The organism is Brachybacterium sp. AOP3-A1-3 (assembly GCF_052378285.1).
Lineage (GTDB): Bacteria > Actinomycetota > Actinomycetes > Actinomycetales > Dermabacteraceae > Brachybacterium.
Genome location: NZ_JBQSXM010000001.1, coordinates 301,105 through 323,466, shown reverse-complemented (window position 1 = coordinate 323,466; position 22,362 = coordinate 301,105). Strand labels below are relative to the sequence as shown.

The following is a 22,362-nucleotide window of genomic DNA, read 5'->3' as shown; positions in this document are numbered from 1 at the left end:
CCTCACTTGATCCCGCTGAAACCGATGGAGTTGACGATCTTCTTCGCGAAGAGGGCGAAGAGGATCAGCATGGGGGCGGCGGCGACCAGCGTCGCGGCCATCAGGCCCGACCAGTCGGGGCCGGTTCCGGGCGCCTGCGCCCGGAAGACGCCCAGCGCGACGGTGAGCACGCGGGACTGATCGGTGTAGGACACCATCAGCGACCAGAAGTACTCGTTCCACGCGGACATGTAGGTCAGCAGGGCGAGGGTGGCCAGCGGGGCGCTGGACATCGGCAGGATGAGCGTGAAGAACACCCGCGCCTTGCTCGCCCCGTCGATGAGGGCGGCTTCCTCGACCTCGCGGGAGATGTTGTTGAAGAACTGCCGCAGGAAGAAGATCGCGAAGCTCGAGATGAACAGCGTGGGCAGCATGATGCCCAGCAGCGTGTCGACCAGGCCGAGGTTCTTGATCAGGATGAAGTTGGGCAGCAGGGTGAAGATCTGCGGGATCATCAGCGAGCCCAGGAAGATCAGGAACACCGTCTCGCGGCCGCGCCAGCGCAGCCGCGAGAACGCGTAGGCGGCCATCGCGCAGGAGAAGGTCTGCACGACGGTCACCGCGGTCGCGACGATGACGGAGTTGAGCAGGTAGCGCCAGAAGTTGATCGAGGCGCCGCTGCCGCCCTGGGAGATCGCGGTCTCGACGTCCTGCAGGCCGAAGACGCGCTCGAAGCCGCCGGAGTTCATCCCCACCGGCAGCAGGCTGCCCGGGTCGGTGGCCAGGGCGTTGTTGCTGGACAGCGCCGTGCGGAGCATCCAGTAGAAGGGGAACAGGGTGATCAGCAGGAAGATCACCATCACGGCCCAGGCCACGATCTTCCCCCAGGGGATCGGCTTTTTCGGCCGATGGATGGTGCGACCGGTGGGGTCGTGGGAATTCGTGGTGCCGGCGGTGCCGGGGCTGCCCGTGACGGGATGCGATGTGGTGGTCATGGTGTTCTCTCTCCCGTCAGTCCAGGTCCGACTGTCCGGCCTTGGTGAGCCAGTACTGCGTGAACGTGATGACCATGAGGATGATCAGCAGCGCGACGGACAGCGCCGAGGCATAGCCGAACTCGTACTGGGCGAAGGCGTTCTCGTAGATGTACATCTGCAGCACCTTCGAGGCGTCGGCCGGTCCGCCCTGGGTGGTCACGGAGATCGTGTCGAACACCTGGAACGAGCCGATGATCGTCATGATCAGCACCAGCGCCAGGATCGGGCGCAGCAGCGGCAGGGTGATGCGACGGAACTGGGCGATCTCTCCCGCCCCTTCCGTGCGAGCCGCCTCGTAGAGGTAGGTGGGGATGGACTGCAGGCCCGCGAACAGCAGCAGCGCCGTGTAGCCCATGTGGCGCCACACGTTCACCAGCGCGACGGTCGGGATCACCCAGGTCTCGCTGGACCAGAAGGAGACCGGATCGAAGCCGATCCAGGTCAAGAAGATGTTGAAGATGCCCAGCTGGGTGTCGAGGATCCACAGGAACGTGATCGCCGCGACCACGTTGGAGACCAGGTACGGGGTCAGCACGAGGGAGCGCAGGATCGTGGACTGGGTCAGGCGCTGCATCAGCACCGCGATCAGCAGGGCCACGACCGTCTGCACGCCGATGTTGATCAGCACGTACAGCACCGTGACCTTCAGGGACTTCCAGAAGATCGGATCGGCGATCAGCCTCTGATAGTTCTCCAGCCCGATCCACTGGGGCGGGGTGAGAGTCGTGTACTCCGTGAAGGAGTAGTACAGGCCGGTCAGCAGCGGCCACACGAGGAACACCAGGAGGCCGACGGTCGCTGGCGCGATGAACAGCAGTGCCAGCTTCGTGTCGTCCTTCCGTCGGCGTCTCGGGGCCGACCGCGTCGACGTCGTCGCGGTGGACATGGCTACCTTCTTTCGTCGGACGGAGCCGGATGTCCCGGCTCCGTGCGTACTGCGCGTGGAGGTCAGGAGGCCTCGGCGCGGGTGATGTCGACCAGGAGCGCCTGCTCGGGGTCGAGGAGCGGGGTGGCGAGGCCGGAGACCATGAGGGCCGCGCCGGGGAGGAGGAGACCGCCGTCGTCGGTGGACTCCTGGGCCTGCTGCATCCAGCGCGGCGGGATCAGGCTGCTGGTACGGGCACCGGTCGCCAGCGGCAGCACGCGGTAGTGGGCCTCGGGGTCGAGCCCGGGGAAGCGGAGCCGGTCATGCTGGGACCGGTCGGAGCGGCCGACGGCGACCAGGGTGAACAGGGCGCGGTCACGCTGCGGGGAGACCACGCCGTGCAGCCACAGCGGGCTGTCGCCGCGATCGGCGCGCACCAGGTCGCCGGTGAACAGCAGCTCGCGGTGGTCCTTGTGGAGCGTGATCCAGGAGCGCAGCGAGGCGGTCTCCTCCGCGTCCGCCTGCGTGAGGTCCCATTCGATGCCGAGGTGTCCGAACAGGGCGCTCGCGGCGCGGAAGTCGAGGGTGTGCAGACGTCCCGTGGTGTGGGAGCGGCCCGAGGCGATGTGGCTGCCCATGAGCTCGAGCGGGACGAGCTGCGAGGTCCAGCGGTTCATCTGCTGGCGGTCCAGGGGGTCGATGCAGTCCGAGACCCACACCCGATCGGTGCGCTCGAGCACCTCGAGGTCCACGCGGGCGCCGCCGGAGGAGCACGACTCGATCTCGAGCCCGGGGTGGGCTTCCTTCAGCTCATCCATCAGCCGGTAGGTGGCCAGGGTCTGGGCGTGGACGGCGGCGCGGCCGGTGCCGCGGGTGGCGGCCTCGAGCAGGTCACGGTTGTGGTCCCACTTGATGTCGCCGATGTCGTGCGCATCCAGCACCGCGCCCATCTGCTCGCGCACGTGGGCGAAGGCCTCGGGGATCGACAGGTTCAGCACCTGCTGGTGGCGGGACTCCAGGGGGATCCGGTCGGGGGAGGGGGCCATGATCCACTCCGGATGCGCCCGGGCCACGTCGGAGTCCTCGTTGACCATCTCGGGCTCGAACCAGAGGCCGAACTCCATACCGAGGCCGGTGACGTGGTCGACCAGCGGGCCCAGCCCACCCGGCCAGGCATCCGCCGAGACGATCCAGTCGCCGAGGCCGGAGGTGTCATCGCGGCGGGACCCGAACCAGCCGTCGTCCAGCACGAACCGCTCCACGCCGAGATCGGCGGCGCGGTCGGCGAGGTCGGTGAGCCGGGCCAGATCGTGGTCGAAGTAGACGGCCTCCCACACGTTCAGGGTGACGGGCCGGTCAGTTCCCACATGGTGCGGACGCGCCCGCAGGTGCCGGTGGAAGCGGGAGGCGACCGCGTCGAGCCCCTCGCCGTAGGAGGCGTAGAGCCACGGGCTCGCGTAGGACTCGTTAGCATCGAGCACCACCTCGCCCGGCAGCAGGAGCTCGCCGCCGCCGAGGATCCGGCTGCCGGTGTTGATCTGCTCCGCGAGATGGCGGTGGTTGCCCGAGAACGCGGTGTGCACGCCCCAGACCTCGCCGTGGCGGAAGCCGAACCCGGGCCGCCCGGCGTGCAGCACGTGGGCGGCGTCGGCCCCGGTGCGGCCCCGACGGTTCTCGCGCAGGTGGGTGCCGACGGTGAAGGCGCTGCGCTGTGGGGTGCGTTCCTTGGACCAGCGGCCGGCGAAGTCCAGCAGCTCGTCGGCGTCGCCGGGCACGGGCACGGAGACGGTGAGCTCGTCCAGCGCGTACGGGCACTGGGCGGTGTTCGTGCAGGTGGCGCGCTGGCGCAGGAGCCCCGACGGGAGCAGCTCGACCTCGAGCGCGACCTCGAGCCCGAGCTCCTCGTCGTCCAGATCGATCCGCACGAGCGCCGCCCCCGCCTCGGCGTGCGGGGCGGTCAGCGGACTGCTGTCGAGGGAGATCGCGCGCGTGACCAGGCGCGGCGCCCATCCCGAGCCGTCGGGGCGCGAACCGGTCAGTCCCGGCCGGCCGATCCAGCCGTCGGCCTGCTGGGGGATGATCGCGATCCGCAGCGGCACGTCGACGGCGTTGTGGGGGACCGGCTCGACGGCCGCCGCGCAGACGGCCTCCAGACCCTCCGGGTCGAGCGTACCCAGGGCCGCGCCCCAGTGGGCGATGGCGGGGGAGCGGCCGTCGGTCACGTCCAGCACCACGGAGACCCCGGACGCCGTCAGGTGGACCCGCTGCGTGGAGCCCGGACTGGGCGCCGTGACGGCGGTGCTGACGGAGGACCTGCGTGGGGACATCGATGACCTCTGGGACGGGAGGGGACGGGACAGGGCGGGACGAGACGAGGTGAGACGGAACGGGCGGGACAGCGGATGGTGCCGACAGGGCCGCCGATCCGGCCGGATCGCCCGGGAGGAGGCCGCAGATGCGGTACCCGTCGAGCGTTCCGTCGCCCTGCGAGCCGCCTTAACTGAAACCATGAAACTAAATACTTGGGCTGACGTCAAGGGTGTCTCGGGGTTGCAGTGCGGTCACGGGATCGGCGGCCCGTCGGGCGGCGATATCCTGTGCCCACCCGACCAGGCCAGGAGCCCCCGAATGATCTTCACCCAGTCCTCCAAGCTGCGCGACGTCTGCTACGAGATCCGCGGTCCCGTGCCCGCAGAAGCAGCTCGCATGGAGGCCGAGGGTCACAAGATCATCAAGCTGAACATCGGCAACCCCGCACCGTTCGGCTTCGAGGCGCCCGACGAGATCCTCGTGGACATGATCAAGAACCTGCCCACCGCGCAGGGCTACTCCGACTCCAAGGGCATCCCCGCGGCCCGTCGCGCCGTCGCGCAGTACTACCAGATGCGTGACATGCCCGGCATCGACCTCGACGACGTCTACCTCGGCAACGGTGTCTCCGAGCTGATCCAGATGGTGTGCCAGGGACTCGTCGACGACGGCGACGAGGTGCTCGTGCCGCAGCCGGACTACCCGCTGTGGACCGCTTCGGTGTCGCTGGCCGGCGGCCGCGCCGTGCACTATCGCTGCGATGAGGAGCAGCAGTGGTGGCCCGACGTCGAGGACATCGCCTCGAAGGTCACCGACCGCACCAAGGCCATCGTGGTCATCAACCCCAACAACCCCACCGGCGCGGTGTACCCCGAGCACGTGCTGCGCGACATCGTCGAGGTGGCTCGCACCCACGGCCTGATGATCCTGGCCGACGAGATCTACGACAAGATCCTCTACGACGACGCGGTCCACACCTCGATCGCCTCGCTCGCCCCGGACCTGCTGTCGATCACCTTCAACGGGCTCTCCAAGGCGTACCGGGTGGCCGGGTTCCGGGCCGGCTGGATGGCGCTGTACGGACCCAAGGACGACGCGACCAGTTTCATCGAGGGCCTGGACGTCCTCTCGAACATGCGCCTGTGCCCGAACGTCCCGGCCCAGCACATCGTCGCGACGGCGCTCGGCGGGCACCAGTCGATCAACCAGCTGCTGCTGCCGGGCGGGCGTCTGCGCGAGCAGCGCGATGTCGCCTACGAGGGCCTCAGCGCGATCGACGGCATCAGCGTGGTCAAGGCGCAGGGAGCGCTGTACATGTTCCCCAAGCTCGACCGCGAGATGTACGCGATCGAGGACGACGAGCAGTTCGCCTACGACCTGCTGCGCCAGCAGAAGCTGCTGGTCACCCACGGCACCGGCTTCAACCTCGACACCCCGGACCACTTCCGCCTGGTGACGCTGCCGCCCGCGGAGATGCTCGCGAACGCCGTGGACCGCATCGGCGACTACCTCGCAAGCATCCGCCGCTGATCCGCTGATCCGCTGATCCGCTGGTCCGCTGGTCCGCTGATCCGCTGGTCCGATGGTCCGCTGGTCCGCTGGTCCGCTAGGTTGCCCCTCGGACCCTTTCCGCCTCCCTCGTTCGCCGAGTCCACTGATTCGTCCCGCTGGTGGGACGTTCTCGTGGATTCGTTCGGCGCGTCGCCCCTGATCTGGCGCGCGTCGGCGTGGCGGGCGTGCTCTGCTCGCGTCTCTCCTCCCCAGTGGATCTTTTCCACTGCGAGGGCTGCAGCAGTCTCCGCGACCCATCACGTTCCTACTGTCGGGGGATGAGCAGCGGTCAGGACAGCAACGGAGCGAGCATTCCGACGGGTCGGGTGTTCACGCGCGCCGGCATGCTCAAGATGGGGGTCAGCATCCGAAGACTGTCGAGCCCCGAGTTCCTGCGCGTGCTTCCCGGGTGCTACACCGTGGCTGCTGAGCCGGCCGGAGTTCGGGAAGTGGCGCGGATCCTCCAGAGGAGAGTGGTCCCGGGCAGTCTCATCTGCCACGTCACGGCGGCCGAGCTCCTCGGCCTCCCGCTGCCGGACAAGCTCACCTGGGAGGGCGGTGCGGACATCCACTGCACGGTGCAGCCGGAGCAGAAGCGGGGCTCAGCCCGAAGGCTCAGGGTCCACGTGCGCGAGGATCCACCCTCCCTCGTCGTGGACGGAGTCAGGGTGGAGCATCCGTTCCACGTACTGCTGGACCTTGCACCGTTGCTCAGCCATGACGAGCTCGTGGCCTGCATCGACTCCCTCGGTTCACGGATTCGTGTCGCGGGAGGGCTCACGGTGGACGCGGTGCGGACAGCGTGCCGGGGACGACGTGCACGCGGTATCCGTGCCGTGAGGGCGGCCGTGCGTGACGCCAGGGATCGGGTCGACTCTCCGCGCGAGACCATGACGCGGCTGATGGTGGTCCGAGCCGGGTACCCCGAACCTGAGACGAACCGGCCCCTCCGCGACCCGGTGACCGGCAAGGAGTACTGGATCGATCTCGCGTACCCCGCGTGGAAGATCGCGATCGAGTACGACGGCAAGCGGCATTTCACGGCAGAGCAGGCTCGGAAGGATCATACGAAGGACGAGCTGCTGCACCGCGAAGGGTGGGCGGTACTGCGGATCACCGTGGAGGACCACAAGGACTCCAAGGACTTCTTCGCGCTGCTGGACGCGAGCATCCGAACAGCCGACCAGCGGATCAGGACTCATCGCGAGGCTGTCGCTCAACTGCCGCCGACGTGATCCTTGCGGAGCCGGCCACTGGTGCCCGGTGCCAGGTGACAGATCCGATGTGCGAGGTGCCGGATCGGTGCGAGGTGCCCAGTGGTCGTGAGGTCTCGTGCCATAAGGGATCGGATCCCCGGCAGGATGCCCCGATTCCCTTGATTCGCTTCAAATGCGGGACGTATCGAGGGACTCGGCAAGCGGGGCGGGGAGTGTCTGCCCATCGGCGAGTGGGTGAGGCTGTGCACCCCGTCGGCAACCCTCCGGCACCCCTCCGGCACCACCCTCGGGCACGACATCGGTACCCCTCCGACGTGCCTCCGGTCAGAGGGCGAGGGCGATCAGCAGAGCGACCACGGCGAGCAGGGGGAGTGCGCCCTGCTTCACCGCAGCTCCCCGATGTGCCGGGGAGCTGAGCAGGAGCACGGCCGCTGCGGCGAGCATGCACCCCGTGCCGGCGAGCATGAGCGTGACGCCCACAGTGGTCACGCCCGCGAGCGTGAGAACAGCGCCGAGCGCGGCGAGCACCCCGAGGAACAGGTTGTAGAACCCCTGGTTGAACGCCAGGTCGTGGGTCGTGGAGACTTCGGCAGCGCTCTGCTGCCCGAACACCTTCTGGGCCCGGGGCGTTCCCCACAGGAGCGACTCCAGGGCGAAGATGAACCCATGGAGCAGTGCCGCGGCCAGAGCCAGGATCGAACCGAGAACGAGCACAGCAGCCTCCGAATACATTGGTCAACGAACGGGACATCGAACTGCGTCTCGCGTAGTGCGTCCTACGCCTAGCGCCTAGCGCCTAGCGCCCAGCGCCCCGCGTCCTGCGGATCAGGCGCGGGAGTGCTCGGGCATCCCGGCGCGGGAGACGGAGACCATCTCGTCGCGCTCGACGACCTTGACGCGGGCACGGGGCTCGCCGTCGGCGTCCACCGCGGCGGCACCGAGGGTCTTCTCGTGCTCGTCCAGGGCCATCCAGCCGTCCCAGGTCGTGTACTGCACGCCCCGGTCCTCGAGCAGGCGCAGGATCGCCTCGTTGTCCCGCTCGCGCGCGGCGGACAGATGGCCGGCATCGAGGTCCTCGAGCAGGCTCGAGATGGTCTCGATCGCGTCGGACTTCGTGGCGCCGATCAGGCCCACCGGGCCGCGCTTGATCCAGCCGTTGGCGTAGACGCCCGGCACGAGCGTGCCATCGGCCTCGGTGACGCGCCCGGCGACGTTGCAGATCACGCCGCGCTTCGCGTCGTAGGGCATGCCGGGCAGCTCGGAGCCGTGGTAGCCGACGGCGCGGTAGACGGCACCGAGCTCGTAGTCGACGAACTCGCCGGTGCCTTCGAGGCGCCCCTCCTCGTCGAGGCGGGTGCGCTCGAAACGCATGCCGGTGACCTTCCCGTCCTCGCCGAGGACCTCGACGGGGCGGTGCCAGAAGTGCATGTGCAGGCGACGCTGGACGGGGCCGCCGTTCTTGTCCGTCGGCTCCTCGCCGGCCGCCTCGCGGCGCTGCTGCTCCTCGAGCCAGCCCACGAACGTCTGCGTGACCTGGTCGGTGCGCTTGTCCGCCTTGATGGCCGCCCACTGGGTCTCGGTGATCTGCTCGACGTCGCGGGGGTCCATGACCACCTGCAGACCCTTGGGGTGGGCGAGCTCGCGCGCCTCGAGCGGCGAGAACTTCGTCTGCGCGGGGCCGCGGCGGCCGAAGACGTGCACGTCGGTGGTCGCGGCGGACTGCAGGCCCTCGTACACATTGGCGGGGATCTCGGTGCGCAGCAGCTCGTCGGCGCTCTTGGAGAGCACGCGGGCCACGTCGAGGGCGACGTTGCCGTTGCCGATCACGGCGACGGACTCGGCGTCGAGCTCCCAGGTGCGGGGGTAGTCGGGGTTGCCGTCGTACCAGGCCACGAAGTCGGCGGCGCCGTGGGAGCCGTCCAGCTCGATGCCGGGGATGTCGAGATCGGCGTCCTTGAGGGCGCCGGTGGCGAAGATGACCGCGTCGTAGTGGGTGCGCAGGTCCTCCGCCGTGAGGTCGGTGCCGTACTGGACGTCGCCGAGGAACCGGATGTCGCCGCGGCCGAGGATGCGGTGCAGGGCGGTGATGATGCCCTTGATACGCGGATGGTCGGGCGCGACCCCGTACCGGATCAGGCCGAAGGGTGCCGGGAGGCGGTCGAAGAGGTCGATCGCGACCTCGAGGTCACCGTTCTTGACGCGCTCGTTGCGCAGCAGGGTCTCGGCGGCGTACACGCCGGCGGGGCCGGAGCCGATCACGGCCAGACGGAAGGGCTGCTGGGAGAAGGACATCTCACCTCGGTCTCGTGGCGCGGGGCGCCTGGTCGGTGCGTCGTCGAACGCACGTTGATTTCCGCACAACCATATACGCGAAATTCGTCCCGGCCCCGGTCCGTGTGAGCGGGCCGACGCGCTCACAGCCGTTGCCGGCCGCCCGTCATGGCGACCCGGACACCCCGGGCGCCCCGGGTGCCACCGGCACCACGCCGACGGCGACATCGAGAGTGCTGGTCGCTCCGGGCGGGCCGACGACGATGCCCTTGAGCGGCGGGACGTCCGCGTAGTCCCGCCCCCAGGCGGTGGTGACGAAGCGCTGGTCGACGAAGGTGCGGTTGGTGGGATCGATGTCCACCCAGCCGATGCCGGGCACGAGCACGCTGAGCCACGCATGGGAGGCGGCCGAGCCGATCATCTCGTCGGCCGGTTCGGTGACCAGGGTGCCCTCGGAGGACGGCGCTGTGCGCAGGTAGCCCGAGACGTACCGGGCGGCGAGGCCCGCGGCTCGCACGACGGCGACCCCCACGTGCGCGAAGTCCTGGCAGACCCCGTGCCGCGCCGCGAGGACCTCCTCGAGCGTCGAGGTCACGGTGGTCGCTCGGGAGTCATAGGTGAAGTTCGCGTGGATCCAGCCGGTGAGCTCCGCGAGGCACTCCCCGATGGGGCGCTCGGGCGTGAACACGTTCGCCGAGATCTCGTGCGCCTCGACCTGGTCGGGGATCCGTGGCGAGGGGTGCACGAAGTCGATGCTCTCGGCGGGCAGGAGCGGCCCCCAATGATCCGGTCCGCACTGCTCCCAGGGGCGGGACATCGCCTCGACGGGGTAGCGCCGCTCGGAGACGGTCACCCGGGCGTGCGAGTGCACGTCGAGCTGGGAATGCGGGCCGTCCACCAGCAGATAGGTCGAGGAGTTGCCGTAGAAGTCGGTGTGGGCGGTGAGCCGGGCCGGCACCGGGTCCACGATCACCTCGTGGGACAGCACCCGCTGGTACGGGGTGGCGCGGGGCTCGACGTGGGCGCGCCCGTAGTTCCGCGAGACCGGCTTCGCATAGTGGTAGCTGGTCAGGTGGTGCACGAGATAGTCGACCGCGTCGGCCGACGGGTCGCCCTCGCTGCGCAGCGGGATCTCGGGCGCGAGCGGGCGGGTCTGCGGGCGGGCCTGCTGGTGGTCAGACATCATCGATCCCCCATCTGGAGGTGGATTCCGAGGGCTGGAAGAAGCGGTTCTCCAGCGCCGTGGCGAGCTCGCGCAGGGACGCGATCGCGGCGTCGGCCTCCTCGAGCATCGAGGTCGGGGCGCCACCACGCGCCGCCGGAGCTGCGGCCGACGGGGCGCCGGGAGCCATTCCCGAGGCCGGCACCGGCCGCAGCAGCTCCTGCGGCTGCCAGGAGCCGATGCGTGAACGCAGGGCGGTCAGCGGCGCGCGCAGCTCGGGCGACGGCGTCACCTCCGGCAACCGGTCCAGGGTGGAGTTCAACCGGTCCAGCTGGAAGGCGATCGAGCGCGGCAGCGTGGTGTCGTGGAGCAGCAGCTCGAGCAGGAGCTCGGGCTGCACGGCAGCGTGGAACGTGCGCCGGTAGGACGCCCCGGATTCCGTGATCAGGGCGACTGCGCCGGCGATCCGGGCCTCCGCGGCGCGGGTGCGGCGATGTCCCAGGGTGGCTCGCAGCAGGGACAGCAGCCCCATGGTCCGCTCGAGCTTCCGGCCCACCTCGGTGAGATCCCAGCCGAGGTTGCGGGGCATCGAGTCGGCGACCGCCCCGGACAGGGTCAGGCAGCCGTCGACGATGTCCGTCAGACCCTGCTCGAGCGGCCGGTTGTCGCTGCTGGACAGCTGGTGGAAGCTGCCACGCATGCGGGCGATGACGGGCCAGACGTCATCCGAGATGAGATCGCGCAGGGTCCGGGTGGTGTGTGCCAGGGAAGCATAGGACTGGGCGAGGGAACCGGGCCGGCCGCCGTCCGTGAGCAGGCTGGCGAGCTCGCTGCGCACCGACTCCGGGTCCTGGGGATCGAGGTCCAGGAACCCCGGATAGGTGGTGGTGACGTCGGTGACCGCACCCAGGAGCACGGCCTGCGCGGTGCCGGCGGAGGCGCTCCGTTCCGAGCCCAGATCGTTCGAGGTGTCCAGGACGGTGCGCAGCAGCCTCGCGGTGGAATCGACCCGTTCGAGATAGCGGCCGAACCAGAACAGGTCCGAGCCGATGGATCGGGTCATCGCCGGATATGCGGTGAGCACCCCGAGGTCCACCCCGAGGTCCACCCCGAGATCCGCCCCGAGGTCTGTCCCGGAGGCGTTCGCCGAGCTCGACTCGGGTGCGGAACCGCTCGCCTGCCCGGGCACGGAGCACTCGCCGTTCGTTCTCCCGTCGGGCCCCTCGGGCAGGGCGAAGGTCTCCGGGACCGTGACCCAGACGTCCTTGAGCGCCTCGGGGGCCTCGTCGTCGGTGTGGGCGACGCCGCCGGGCAGCACCTCGTAGCCGTCCTCGGAGGTGATCACCATCAGGCGCAACCGGGCCGGACGTTCCACCAGCTCGTCACCCCCGGCAGGATCCGAGGACAGCCAGCGGGACGATTCCGACCCGGGGGAGGCGTCGGAGCTCGGGGCGGCGGGGCGCAGCTGGAGGTCCTCGTGGAGGATCTGGCGGCACAGGTCCGGGAGAGCGGCGCGCAGGGCGGGATTCTCGAGCAGCCCGGCACCGAAGGGGTTGAGCATCTCGACGTCCCCGCAGCGAGCGGCCTCGACCAGTCCGGTGACCCCGCCGTACGGGGTGGGGCCCAGATCCAGCGGATCCAGCTGGGTGGAGGGGAGCAGACGGACCAGCGCGTCGACCGTGTCGCCGGGATCGGAGTCCACGCCCGGCAGGCGCAGCGTCAACGGGCCCGACCCGGTCTGCAGATCGCCGACGGAGACCACGGGGGAGCCCAGGAGGTTGGCGAGCCAGCTCTGATCGAACGCGCGCAGAGGATCGTCCGCGTCGCCGTCGGTGAGCACGACCGTCCTCCCCGCGCGGCCGTCGGTGCGGGTGCGCCGGTGCAGCGCCGTGCGCACCGTGTCGAAGAAGGGATGCAGCCGGCGGAGCTCCGTGGTCCGGTACAGCGTCGGCGCGCACCTCGAGAGGACCCGCCGCAGCTCGAGGGTGAAACCTGCCCCGTCGGGGACGTCCACGCTGTCCTCGAGCACGACCCAGCTGCCGTCGGCCTGGCGGGCGACGGTGCTGGTCACCGCGAACAGGTGGGTGGCGCCCCGGGAGGGGATCCCGATCGCGGAGCGCAGATAGGCGGGGTCCTGGAGCAGCTCGGCGGCCGGTGCGACGTCCGTGCCGAGCACGGTGCGGGGGCCGTAGAGATCCGCGTAGAGGGCGTCGAGCAGGCGCACCCGCTGGATCAGCCCCGCGGAGAGCGTGTCCCAGTCCTCGGCGTCCAGGACCACCGGGACGGGGTCGATCACGGGGGTCGGGGCGGAGACGTCGGCGGCGAACATGCTCGCCGCCGACGTCGCAGCCAGGCGCCGGCCTCGAGGGCCGAGCGCGGCCAGCTCGTCGACCAGTGCTCCAGGTGCTGCGATGCTCACCGGACCATCGTAGGCATCCGGTGCGGGTCGATGCTGGATGCGGCGGTCAGGAACCGCTGGAGACCTGGATGCCCTCGGAGGGCTGGACTACGACGAAGCCCGGGCCGTGGAAGCCCAGCTGGAAGGACTCGCCGGAGCCGCGCCCGATCAGCGAGCCCATCTTGAAGTCGTTCTTGATCTGGGGCTGCAGGTTCGCCGACCAGCACACCGCCGCCTGCGGATCCACGAAGGTGGGCTGCTGGGAGCAGTCCAGGAGCATCGGCGGACCGTCCGAGGTGACGGCGACCATGCCCTGTCCCTGCAGGAACAGGTTGAACAGCCCCCCGGCCATGAAGCCTGCCCCGCCCAGGGACTTGATGTCCCACTGGATGGAGCTGTCGAAGGCGAGCATGTTCCTCGTGTTCAGGGTGAGGGCCTCGCCCTCGAGCTGGATCAGGAAGATCTCATCGGCCTGGCGTGCGTAGAAGATCTCGCCCTGGCCGCGGGTGCGCATCATGTTGCCGCCCTCGCCCGTGGCCATCTTCTTGAGCAGCTTCATGCCGCCGCCGGAGCCCTGGTACGAGAAGTCCATCTGCCCCTGGTAGGCGACCATCGCGCCGGCGGCCGAGATGATCTCGGGGGCGTCGGGGGTCAGCGAGCAGCGCAGCATCTTGTTGGACTGCAGCGCCCATCGGTCGGTCGTCTGTCGTTCCTGATTGCCGGCGTCGAACAAATTGGAGCGCATGGGAGCCCTTCCTCTCGGATGCCGGGCCGTGGCCGCGGTCATCGCGGTGCCCACCGCACCGCTCCGGGATCTTCTCACGAGGTGCCCGCGCCACGGGAGCGCACGAGCAGATCCGGGTCGACGCGGCGCGGGTTGCGCCTGCGCATCCGCACTGAGGCCTGCGCATCCGCGGTGGGGACCGTGTGGGGGAGCGGTGAAGTCGGCGCGATCGGGGTCCGGTGCCTCGTAGCATGGCAGTCATGGTCGAGAATCCGTCTGCCGGCTCCCCCGGGCCCTCTGGGCTCTCCGGGGCGTCGGGATCGTCGAAGACGTCGCGCGGCGCGCGGCAGGATCCGCGCCTGACGGCGCTCGCCGAGGACTCCGGCTACGAGATCCTGGGTCGGATCGGTGCGGGGGGCATGGGGATCGTCTACCGGGCCCATGACGCGGACGGCCACGACGTCGCGATCAAGCTGCTGCGCCACGAGATCTCCGACGACCCCCGAGCGCGCGAGCGCCTGGCCCGCGAGGTCACCGCGCAGAAGCTCGTGCGCAACGACAACATCGTGCGGATCCTCGATGCGGAGCTCGAATCCTCCGACGCCTTCGTCGTCACCGAGTTCGTCCCGGGCCCCACGCTCGAGGACGCGGTGCGGGTCAACGGCGGTCTGCACCCGGAGGCGGTGCGGGAGATCGGCCTGGTCATGGGGGACACCCTGCAAGCCATCCACCGCTCCGGCGTGATCCACCGCGACCTCAAACCCAGCAACATCATGCTGCGGGGGAGCTCCGAGGAGGATCTCGCGGTCTTCGACCCCGACGGCGACCGGCTCGACCCGGTGATCATCGACTTCGGGATCGCGATCGCCGCCGAGGAGTCCCGCCTGACATCGACCGGGCTGGTGATGGGGACGGCCGCGTATCTGGATCCCGAGGTGATCCGCACCGACCACACCGGCGAGGCGGGGGACTGGTGGTCGTGGGCGGCGCTGCTGTCCTTCGCGGCGACCGGCCGCGATCCCTTCGGCAGCGGGCGCGCCGATCTGGTGTTCCTGCGCGCCGAGCGCGGCGAGCTCGACGTCGACGGGCTCCCCGTCGAGCTCGCCGACTGGCTGCGCTCGGCCCTGCAGTCCGATCCGGAGCGGCGACCTGCGCCGCAGGATCTGCTCGCACGTCTGGCAGAGCTCGATCTCACGCGCTTCGAGGACGCCGGGCCGACGGAGGCCCTGCGGGCCGACGGGTCGACCGCGCCGCTGGGGTCCGCCGCTGCGCTCGGGTCCACTGCCGCGCTGCCGTCGGCCGCCGGCGCGGACGCGGCCGCCGCCGGCGAGGCGCGGACCGAGGCGATGAGCGCCGGCCCGGCGGCCGACGACCCGCCCACGGAGATGCTCCCGGTGACCGGCACGCCGACCGAGCAGCCCACCCAGGCGCTGCCCCGCGTGACCACTGCGCAGGACGCCCCGGTGGACGCCCCCACGGAGGCGCTGCCACGGCAGAGCTCGCCGGTCGACGCGCCCACGGAGGCGCTCCCGGTGGTCGCCGCCCCGACGCAGCAGCTTCCCGTCATCCCGCCGGCCCCGGCCGAGCAGCAGAGCACCGGTTTCCCCGGACCCTCGCAGCACCCGGTCCAGCGCAGCCCCTACCCGCCCTCCGCGGGGCCGGTGCAGCAGTACCCGCCGGTCCAGCAGCATCCTCCGGTGCAGCAGGCGATGCCCCCGCAGCAGGCGCTCCAGCAGCCGACTCCGCAGCAGCTCGCGTCGCAGCAGCCCCACCCCCAGCAGTACGCGGACCAGCAGTTCGTGCCGGGGCAGGGTGTCCCGGGTGCAGACGGCGGCCAGCGCCCGCTGGGTGCCTGGGCCTCCCCGATGCCGCCGCGGCGGCCATTCCTGGTGTGGATCGGCCACCTGCTGATCGTCACGCTCGCCGGCGTCGCCCCCTATGCGGCGCTGGCTGTGTTCCTCCTGCTCGGTGCGCTCGCACGAACCTGGGAGCGGTCGCACAACGCGGTCGCCGGCAAGCGTCTGCGAGGCTCGACGGGTTCCGGCCCGACCTGGGCGGCCGGGTTCGCGAGCCCCTTCCGCTTCCTGCTCGGTCTGCTCGAGATCGCGCTGCAGGCACTGTTCCCACTCATCCTCGGGGTGCTCGTCGGGATCGCCCTCGACGCCGCCTGGACGCTGCTCCAGGGGGCCGCGCCGCCGGACGGGGCCGCGTATGCGACCGCGATGGCGGTCACGCTGCTGATCACGTGGGTCGGGATCGGCAGCCGGACCACCCGCAACGGCGCGCACCGGATGCTCGATTCGGCCGCCCCGGACAGAGTCTGGACCGCCGTCGTGCTCGTGCTGCTCGTGCTGCTGGTCGGCGCTGTGGTCTTCACCCTGCTCGCCCGCGAGGGGATGGTCGACTACTTCCCCTTCCCCGATGCTCCCACCCTGGCGGACATCGCCATCTGGCGTCGCTGAGGCGGCGTGCGCTGCCCGCCGAGAACGGTGCGCGGTGCCCGCTGAGACCGGTGCGACACGAACCGCCTCGCCCCAGCCGACGGATCCCGGCATCGTGAAGTGGCCCATCCATCCCGTTCCCACCCAGGGATCGACAGTTAAACTCTCACCGACCTGTTACCCACCGCAGCCCCGGATCGGGGGCTAGGAGCATTCATGGCCGCGTCCGGTTCGTCGAAGTCCACGCCGTCGAAGTCGACGCAGGAGCGTCGCGAGGCGCAGCGGGAGGCCCTCCGCCAGCAGCGCCAGAACGAGCTGCGCCGCCAGCGCACCGTGCGCACCGTGGTGATCGCCGTGATCGTCGTGGTGGCGCTGGCCATCGCGACCGGTCTCGGGGTCCTCATCTACCGCTCCGCGCAGCCCGAAGGTCCCGTCGCGGTGCCGCAGAGCATGAGCGAGGACCAGCCGTACCTCACGTTCGGCGCCCCGGAGGACTCCGGGAAGCCGGTGCTCGAGATGCACCTGGACTTCATGTGCCCCATCTGCGGCCAGTTCGAGGAGATCAACGGCAAGGACGTCCAGAAGATGGTCGACGACGAGGAGGTCACCCTCCACCTCGTGCCGCGGCGCCTGCTGGATTCGGCGTCGACCACCGGTGACTACTCCACCCGTACCGCGGCCGCGATGGTCGCCGTGTACGAGGAGGACCCTGACCAGGCGATGGCCTTCATGCAGCTCCTCTTCGCCAACCAGCCGGCGGAGAACTCGGCCGGTCTCACCGATGATCAGATCTGGGCCTATGCGAAGGAGGCCGGAGCGTCGGAGGACGTCAAGGCCACGATCGACGCCAAGACCTATCAGCCGTGGGTTCGCAAGGTCGCCGAGCCGTACGCGAAGGACAAGACAGAAGGCACGCCCTACGTCGAGATCGACGGCACCCAGTTCCAGGACTGGGTCACCCCGGGCGCCCTGCGCGAGGCCGTGCTGGCCGCAGGCGGCAAGTCCGCGGCCTCCGACGCCGGTGGCGCCTCGGACGCCGGTCAGGGCTGATCGGACTGTCTGCAGGGCCCTCAGGGGTCCTCTAGACTTCCGGGTGCGGCCGAGGCATCGGCCGCACCCGCCCGCTGGAGTGGCGCAACGGTAGCGCACCTGTCTTGTAAACAGGTGGTTGCGGGTTCGATTCCCGTCTCCAGCTCGTGAGAGGACCCCCTCGGATCATCGATCCGAGGGGGTCCTCGTCGTCTGTCTTGCGTTGTCGGTCGTCCGTCGTCCGTCGTCCGTCGTCCGGGGCGCGCCATCCGTCGTGCTCGCCCGTCGCCCGGGCGTCAGCGGGTCAGAACGTCTCGTACGACGCCCGGTTGACGGAGAAGCCGTGGCCGGTGTTCGTGTTCCAGCAGGTCATGCCCTCGGAACGGCTCGTGCAGGCCGTGTTGCCGTGCGTGGCGCTCTCGTCGTACTCGAGCGTCTCGGCGGTATCGCTGAGGTGCGACGAGCCGCATGCGCGGACAGCCGTGCCCTTGCTGACCTTCATCGAGAAGGGACCGTCGGCGCAGTCCTCGAGCCCGGCCCCGGAGAAGCTGCGGTCCACGATCGAGCAGGCCACGGTGTCCTTCTCGAGCTGGCAGGTGATGTTCCCGGAGGGCGAGCGGAGCTCGGTCATCTCGTGCGCACCATCGGGTGCGGGGGAGACGGGGTCCTTCGACGGGGTGTCCTCCGTGGTGGCCGGCGACTCCTCGGGAGCGGACGAGGGCGCCTCCTCGGCGGTGGTGGTGCTGTCGCGCTGGTACTCGTCGTCGTTGCCGGCCAGCAGGGCGCGAGCACCGAAGCCGCCGACGATCAGCAGGATGAGCGTCAGCAGCAGGCAGCCGCCGCAGGCGAACCACAGGCGGCGCCGCGACGGATCGGAGCCGTCGGGCTTCTCGGACTCCGGGGGAGGTGGCGGAGCAGCCGCACCGTACTGCGCTGCGGCCGGGCCGGAGAACGCCGGCAGACCGTACGCGGCTGTCGGGGTCTGCTCCGTGGGGTACTGCTGCTGCGACGGGCCCTGCCCGGCAGACGCTGCGAGCGCCGGTGCCGGGGCATCCGGCCCGGCCGACGGCGGGGCCGACGCCGTGGTCGGCGAGGGAACAGGTGCTGACGCCGGTCCGGACGGAGCTGGTCGGGACGAGCTCGGCGCGGCCGGAGACGGAGCCTGAGCAGCAGGAGGTGAGGCGGGCGCTGCGGGCGAGCTCGCTGCGGAGTTCACCGGACCCAGCGGAACCACGCCACGGTCCTCCGCCACACGCACGGTCACTGGTCGGGATCCTGCCGAGCCCGCGGTTCCGGCAGTTCCGGCAGGCCCGCTGGCCGCGGCGCTCTTCGTGCCGTCGGCGTTCTGGGATGCGCCGTCGGAGTTCTGGGCGGCATCACCCCAGAGCCCGTCCTCGGAGAAATCGCCCCACACGGAGATTTCGTCGGGCTCGTTCTGCTCGTCGTTCTCAGCGTGCGCGTTCTGCTGGGAGGGTTGCTCGTCGTCGTTCTGGTCCTGCTGGGCGGGCTGCTCGTGCCCGTCCTCCGCCTGGGGCAGCTCGCTGTGCGCTGACCCGTCCGCTCCGCTCGTGGACTCGTCATAGGCCGACTTGGCCCAGGGGTTCGTGGCCAGGATCCACTGCCGTGCCACGTCGGGGCACGACGGGTTCAGCACGATCAGCTTCTGCAGCTGGGGATGCTTCTCGGTGAGCTCGAGAAGGCGCTCCGGCGTGGTGCTCGGATCGCGTGCTTCCTCGGCGGCTGATCGTGGCTCTGCCACATCCCACTCCCTCTGTGTCGACACGGGCTCACGGGGGCGCCCAGGACTGGTTCGAGCGCGGATGGTCGCGCAGAGAACCCCCGAGAGTCTGACACCACGCACCGCGAGGGTCCACCTCGACCGCGTCGACGCCGTGCCCGCACGGCCGACGCAGAACGGTCGTGCGCCGGATGACCAGCGTTCCTGCCCAGATCGTCCGGTGAGGGTCGGGACGGCTCGATGATCCGGGTCCTGCGTGACGCACAGCATGCTCGCGCGCGCTCTGCGTCGGCCCCCGCACGGTGATCCCGCCGCTCGGTTCGACGGGTTCCGGGGGTGCGTGCTGGGGCACTGTTCGCGGGTTCGACGTGCACCGCACTGCATCGCACTGCATCGCACTTCGCCTGACAGGCACTCGCCAGGCAGGCACCGGCACGACACCGAGCGGCCGTGCACCGACGAAAGGGACCCCATGATCATCTGGCGCGGCTGGGGAGTCCTGGCCATCGTGTACATCGCCCTGTGCGCGGCCCTCCTGGGAGGGCTGCTCGGCGCCTCGATCCTCCAGTCCTCGACCGCGGCGGGAGTGCTGGCCGGCCTGGGGATCCTCATCGGCGTCGCGCTCGCGACCGTCCACGGGTGGTACCTCAACGTGATCGGACCGCGGAAGCGGGCGAACCAGTGGGAGGCGGTCGAACGGCCCCGCCTCGAGGAGGCGGCGGATCGCGGGTCCCTCGTGGTGGGCAACACGCAGCCTCGCAGCCCCGAGGAGGCAGCGCAGATGATCGAGTCCGTCATCGCCGACGGCCGTCGGGCCATCGGGATCCTGGGGATGATCGCCGGCGTCGCCGTCGCCGCCGTGAACCTCATCAGCGGTCTCACGGCCTGACCGGGCGCTCCGTCCGGCGCGATGACGGAGGGCTCCGCCGGACAGTGGGCCTCAGTCCGACGCGGGCCGGGCGTCCTCCCCGGAGATCACCGGCATGGTCGTGGTGACGGTCATCGGCTCCCCGTCGGGATGCAGCTCGCGCACCTTCAGCCAGTAGTAGCCGTGCGCGCCGAGCATCACGGTCAGCGAGCCGTCCTCCGTGATGGGCGGGAATTCGTGGCCTCCGAACAGGTCGCGGACGGTGCGTCGTGCGAGCCCTCCGAGATCGAGGCTCGCGGTGACCGGCTGGCCGGACAGGTTGAACACGCACAGCAGGGTCTCCGCATGGAAGGACGCCTCCTCGCCGTGCTCGGCGCCGTCGTAGGTGCGGGTGAAGGCCAGCACCCGGTCGGAATCCGCGGGGACGTTGCGGTAGGCGCCCATGCCGAACGCCTCGTGCTCCTTGCGCACTGCGAGCATCCAGCGCACGAAGTGCAGCAGGGAGCTCGAGTGCGCCATCTGCGCCTCCACGTTGGCGGTGGCGTAGTGGTACACGAGCGACTGGATCACCGGCAGGTACAGCTTCCCGGGATCGGTGATCTCGCTGAACCCGGCGTTGCGGTCCGGGGTCCATTGCATCGGGGTGCGCATCGCGTCGCGGTCGGTGAGCCAGATGTTGTCGCCCATCGCGATCTCGTCGCCGTAGTAGAGGAACGGGGAGCCCGGCAGCGACAGCAGCAGGGCATGGATCAGCTCGAGCTCGCCGCGGGAGTTGTCCAGCAGCGGGGCGAGGCGCCGGCGGATGCCGACGTTGGCCCGCATCCGGGAGTCCGGCGCATACCAGCCGAGCATCGCGGAGCGCTCCTCGCCGGTGACCATCTCCAGCGTCAGCTCGTCGTGGTTGCGCAGGAAGGTGCCCCACTGGGCTCCCGAGGGGATCTCCGGGGTGTCCTCGAGGATGTCGATGATCTGGCGGGCGCTGCCCTCGCGCAGGGCGTAGAACAGGCGCGGCATCACCGGGAAGTGGAAGCACATGTGGCACTCGGGCTTGTCGTCGGTCCCGAAGTAGTCCACGACGTCGCTGGGCCACTGGTTCGCCTCGGCGACGATCACCCGGCCGGGCCAGTGCTCGTCGACGAAGGTGCGCAGCTCGGCGAGGAAGTCGTGGGTGGCCGGCAGGTTCTCCCCGTCGGATCCCTCCTCCTCGAAGAGGTAAGGGATCGCGTCGGCCCGGAAGCCGTCGATGCCCTTGTCCATCCAGAACCGCACCACCTCGAACATGGCCTCGCGGACCTTCGGGTTCTCGAAGTTCAGATCCGGCTGGTGGGAGAAGAAGCGGTGCCAGAAGAACTGGCGGCGCACCGGGTCGAACGCCCAGTTCGACTCCTCGGTGTCCACGAAGATGATCCGGGCCTCGGAGTACTTCTCGTCGGTGTCCGACCAGACGTAGAAGTCGCCGTACGGGCCCTCGGGATCCGAGCGGGACTCCAGGAACCACGGATGCTTGTCCGAGGTGTGGTTCATCGGCAGATCGATGATCACGCGGATGCCGCGCTGATGGGCCTCGGAGACCAGCCGCTCGAAGTCGGTGATCGACCCGAACTCCGGCAGCACCGCCTCGTAATCGGCGATGTCGTAGCCGCCGTCACGGAGCGGGGAGGCCATGAACGGCGGCAGCCAGAGGCAGTCGATCCCCAGCCACTGCAGGTAGTCGAGGCGCTCGATGAGGCCGGTGAAGTCACCGGTGCCATCCCCGTTGCCGTCCGCGAAGGCGCGCACGAGCACCTCGTAGAAGACGGCCTTGCGGTACCAGTGGGGGTCGTAGTCGACCCCGGGGCCCTGGGGCGAGAACTGGCTGGGGTTCAGGGGCATCGGATCCTCCGCGGCAGCAGTGACGATGGGCCGGTCGCTCGGCGTGCCCCCACAGTAGTGCGCTTCCGCAGGCGCCGTGGGGCCCGTCCCGGAGGCATGGCGCGCGACGACGGGCCGACGGCCGCACGCAGCGCCGGACAGTAGACTTCCCGCGTCGACCGCGGTCGATCTGCGGCCTGGCGTAACTCGCCCCGTGGCACGACACAGCAGCACACGGCACAGCGGAGCACGGAACGAGGACACGATGGGCGCTCAGGAGACGGAGGCACCGACGAGCGCCGGCAGCACCCGGGCTCTCAGGATCCCGTTGCTCGTGGCCATCGGCTGCCTCACCGCCGCGGTGCTCCTGGTGCTGGCCACCACGGCCGGCGGCATCACCTACCTCGTGCTGGAGAAGCGCGCCGCCGAAGCGACGACCACCTTCCACGGGGCGACCTACACCTTCGAGCACCCCGTCGACTGGGCGGAGACCACGACCGGCGCCGAGCTGCCCGATCCGGACCAGGTGCTCGAGCTGCGCAGCTCCGACGAGACGAAGTACGTGACCGTGCTCGATCGGACCGGGCCGATCACGCCGGAGGACGCCTGCGCCGAGGTCGGAGTCATCGCGGACCAGCAAGGCCTGGGCACCGAGCAGAACGAGGTGATCGGCACCCGGGAGGTCGACGGTCGCGACGCGCTCCACCACCGGGCCGTCACCACTGCTCTCGAGGGCGACTTCACCTCCAGCGTGGTGGATACCTGGTGCATCACCAAGCCCGACGGGGTGGTCCTCTTCGTCGCCCAGACGTTCAGCGGCGATGCCCGTCCCGTCCCGATGCCGGATACGAAGGACGTCCTGGACAGCTGGCAGTGGACGTTCGAGGAGGGAACCTGAGCCCGGTGCGATCCTCCCGTGCC

General features: G+C 70.1%; 16 protein-coding genes and 1 tRNA gene. 7 read left to right on the top strand and 10 right to left on the bottom strand.

Going from position 1 to position 22,362, the window contains the following annotated elements; genetic code table 11:
* Positions 1-2 precede the first annotated feature (2 nt).
* The 3 genes from ACT3T5_RS01460 to ACT3T5_RS01450 all read right to left on the bottom strand — a co-directional run bounded on the left by ACT3T5_RS01460 (position 3) and on the right by ACT3T5_RS01450 (position 4,208).
* Positions 3-974, bottom strand: a complete 972-nt coding sequence (locus ACT3T5_RS01460) for a carbohydrate ABC transporter permease (protein WP_444576417.1) — start codon at positions 972-974, stop codon at positions 3-5.
* 16 nt (positions 975-990) lie between these two features.
* Positions 991-1,902: a carbohydrate ABC transporter permease gene (locus tag ACT3T5_RS01455; RefSeq protein WP_444576416.1), complete on the bottom strand. Its 912-nt coding sequence runs from the start codon at positions 1,900-1,902 to the stop codon at positions 991-993.
* A 62-nt stretch (positions 1,903-1,964) separates the two neighbouring features.
* Complete coding sequence (locus tag ACT3T5_RS01450) at positions 1,965-4,208, bottom strand: alpha-galactosidase (protein ID WP_444593376.1); 2,244 nt, start codon at positions 4,206-4,208, stop codon at positions 1,965-1,967.
* Positions 4,209-4,509: 301 nt separating this feature from the next.
* On the opposite strand from ACT3T5_RS01450, the gene ACT3T5_RS01445 reads away from it, so the two are divergent.
* On the top strand, positions 4,510-5,721 hold the full coding sequence (locus ACT3T5_RS01445) for a pyridoxal phosphate-dependent aminotransferase (protein WP_444576414.1): 1,212 nt from the start codon (positions 4,510-4,512) through the stop codon (positions 5,719-5,721).
* 299 nt (positions 5,722-6,020) lie between these two features.
* Positions 6,021-6,977 carry an endonuclease domain-containing protein gene (locus tag ACT3T5_RS01440; protein WP_444576413.1) on the top strand — a complete coding sequence of 319 codons (957 nt, stop codon included), beginning with the start codon at positions 6,021-6,023 and terminating at the stop codon, positions 6,975-6,977.
* 306 nt (positions 6,978-7,283) lie between these two features.
* Here ACT3T5_RS01440 and ACT3T5_RS01435 read toward each other — a convergent pair whose 3' ends face one another.
* The 5 genes from ACT3T5_RS01435 to ACT3T5_RS01415 form a co-directional block, all read right to left on the bottom strand.
* A complete protein-coding gene (locus ACT3T5_RS01435) occupies positions 7,284-7,673 on the bottom strand; it encodes a DUF1304 domain-containing protein (protein WP_444576412.1) in 390 nt (129 codons plus the stop codon).
* 111 nt (positions 7,674-7,784) lie between these two features.
* On the bottom strand, positions 7,785-9,251 hold the full coding sequence (locus tag ACT3T5_RS01430) for an FAD-dependent oxidoreductase (RefSeq protein WP_444576411.1): 1,467 nt from the start codon (positions 9,249-9,251) through the stop codon (positions 7,785-7,787).
* Between the two features lie 145 nt (positions 9,252-9,396).
* Entirely contained in the window at positions 9,397-10,413 is a 1,017-nt protein-coding gene (locus ACT3T5_RS01425) for a transglutaminase family protein (protein ID WP_444593375.1), read from the bottom strand.
* Entirely contained in the window at positions 10,406-12,811 is a 2,406-nt protein-coding gene (locus ACT3T5_RS01420; protein ID WP_444593374.1) for a circularly permuted type 2 ATP-grasp protein, read from the bottom strand. Before ACT3T5_RS01420 ends, ACT3T5_RS01425 begins: the two co-directional genes overlap by 8 nt.
* 46 nt (positions 12,812-12,857) lie before the next feature.
* Complete coding sequence (locus ACT3T5_RS01415; protein WP_444576408.1) at positions 12,858-13,535, bottom strand: AIM24 family protein; 678 nt, start codon at positions 13,533-13,535, stop codon at positions 12,858-12,860.
* Positions 13,536-13,774: 239 nt separating this feature from the next.
* Between ACT3T5_RS01415 and ACT3T5_RS01410 the strand changes: the two genes are divergently transcribed.
* The 3 genes from ACT3T5_RS01410 (at position 13,775) to ACT3T5_RS01400 (ending at position 17,150) form a co-directional block, all read left to right on the top strand.
* Entirely contained in the window at positions 13,775-15,976 is a 2,202-nt protein-coding gene (locus tag ACT3T5_RS01410) for a protein kinase domain-containing protein (RefSeq protein ID WP_444576407.1), read from the top strand.
* A 195-nt stretch (positions 15,977-16,171) separates the two neighbouring features.
* Entirely contained in the window at positions 16,172-17,005 is an 834-nt protein-coding gene (locus ACT3T5_RS01405; RefSeq protein WP_444576406.1) for a DsbA family protein, read from the top strand.
* Between the two features lie 73 nt (positions 17,006-17,078).
* A tRNA-Thr gene (locus ACT3T5_RS01400) sits at positions 17,079-17,150 on the top strand.
* A 138-nt stretch (positions 17,151-17,288) separates the two neighbouring features.
* Here the strand turns inward: ACT3T5_RS01400 and ACT3T5_RS01395 are convergent.
* Complete coding sequence (locus tag ACT3T5_RS01395) at positions 17,289-18,743, bottom strand: variant leucine-rich repeat-containing protein (protein ID WP_444593373.1); 1,455 nt, start codon at positions 18,741-18,743, stop codon at positions 17,289-17,291.
* 451 nt (positions 18,744-19,194) lie between these two features.
* Between ACT3T5_RS01395 and ACT3T5_RS01390 the strand changes: the two genes are divergently transcribed.
* Entirely contained in the window at positions 19,195-19,611 is a 417-nt protein-coding gene (locus ACT3T5_RS01390; RefSeq protein WP_444593372.1) for a hypothetical protein, read from the top strand.
* A 51-nt stretch (positions 19,612-19,662) separates the two neighbouring features.
* Here the strand turns inward: ACT3T5_RS01390 and treS are convergent, their stop codons facing one another.
* The gene (treS, locus tag ACT3T5_RS01385; protein ID WP_444593371.1) at positions 19,663-21,462 is read right to left on the bottom strand and encodes a maltose alpha-D-glucosyltransferase; all 1,800 of its coding nucleotides are present in this window, start codon (positions 21,460-21,462) and stop codon (positions 19,663-19,665) included.
* 244 nt (positions 21,463-21,706) lie between these two features.
* On the opposite strand from treS, the gene ACT3T5_RS01380 reads away from it, so the two are divergent.
* Positions 21,707-22,339 (top strand): hypothetical protein, encoded by a 633-nt coding sequence (locus ACT3T5_RS01380; protein ID WP_444593370.1) that lies wholly within the window; start codon positions 21,707-21,709, stop codon positions 22,337-22,339.
* The last annotated feature ends 23 nt before the right edge of the window (positions 22,340-22,362 follow it).

What these genes read in the sequence shown, in the direction of transcription:
- ACT3T5_RS01410 (WP_444576407.1), top strand. Translation starts at nt 13,775, where the DNA reads ATGGTCGAGAATCCGTCTGCCGGCTCCCCCGGGCCCTCTGGGCTCTCC.
- ACT3T5_RS01425 (WP_444593375.1), bottom strand. Translation starts at nt 10,413, where the DNA reads ATGTCTGACCACCAGCAGGCCCGCCCGCAGACCCGCCCGCTCGCGCCC.
- ACT3T5_RS01380 (WP_444593370.1), top strand. Translation starts at nt 21,707, where the DNA reads ATGGGCGCTCAGGAGACGGAGGCACCGACGAGCGCCGGCAGCACCCGG.
- ACT3T5_RS01415 (WP_444576408.1), bottom strand. Translation starts at nt 13,535, where the DNA reads ATGCGCTCCAATTTGTTCGACGCCGGCAATCAGGAACGACAGACGACC.
- ACT3T5_RS01390 (WP_444593372.1), top strand. Translation starts at nt 19,195, where the DNA reads ATGATCATCTGGCGCGGCTGGGGAGTCCTGGCCATCGTGTACATCGCC.
- ACT3T5_RS01460 (WP_444576417.1), bottom strand. Translation starts at nt 974, where the DNA reads ATGACCACCACATCGCATCCCGTCACGGGCAGCCCCGGCACCGCCGGC.
- ACT3T5_RS01450 (WP_444593376.1), bottom strand. Translation starts at nt 4,208, where the DNA reads ATGTCCCCACGCAGGTCCTCCGTCAGCACCGCCGTCACGGCGCCCAGT.
- ACT3T5_RS01440 (WP_444576413.1), top strand. Translation starts at nt 6,021, where the DNA reads ATGAGCAGCGGTCAGGACAGCAACGGAGCGAGCATTCCGACGGGTCGG.
- ACT3T5_RS01445 (WP_444576414.1), top strand. Translation starts at nt 4,510, where the DNA reads ATGATCTTCACCCAGTCCTCCAAGCTGCGCGACGTCTGCTACGAGATC.
- ACT3T5_RS01405 (WP_444576406.1), top strand. Translation starts at nt 16,172, where the DNA reads ATGGCCGCGTCCGGTTCGTCGAAGTCCACGCCGTCGAAGTCGACGCAG.
- ACT3T5_RS01430 (WP_444576411.1), bottom strand. Translation starts at nt 9,251, where the DNA reads ATGTCCTTCTCCCAGCAGCCCTTCCGTCTGGCCGTGATCGGCTCCGGC.
- treS (WP_444593371.1), bottom strand. Translation starts at nt 21,462, where the DNA reads ATGCCCCTGAACCCCAGCCAGTTCTCGCCCCAGGGCCCCGGGGTCGAC.
- ACT3T5_RS01455 (WP_444576416.1), bottom strand. Translation starts at nt 1,902, where the DNA reads ATGTCCACCGCGACGACGTCGACGCGGTCGGCCCCGAGACGCCGACGG.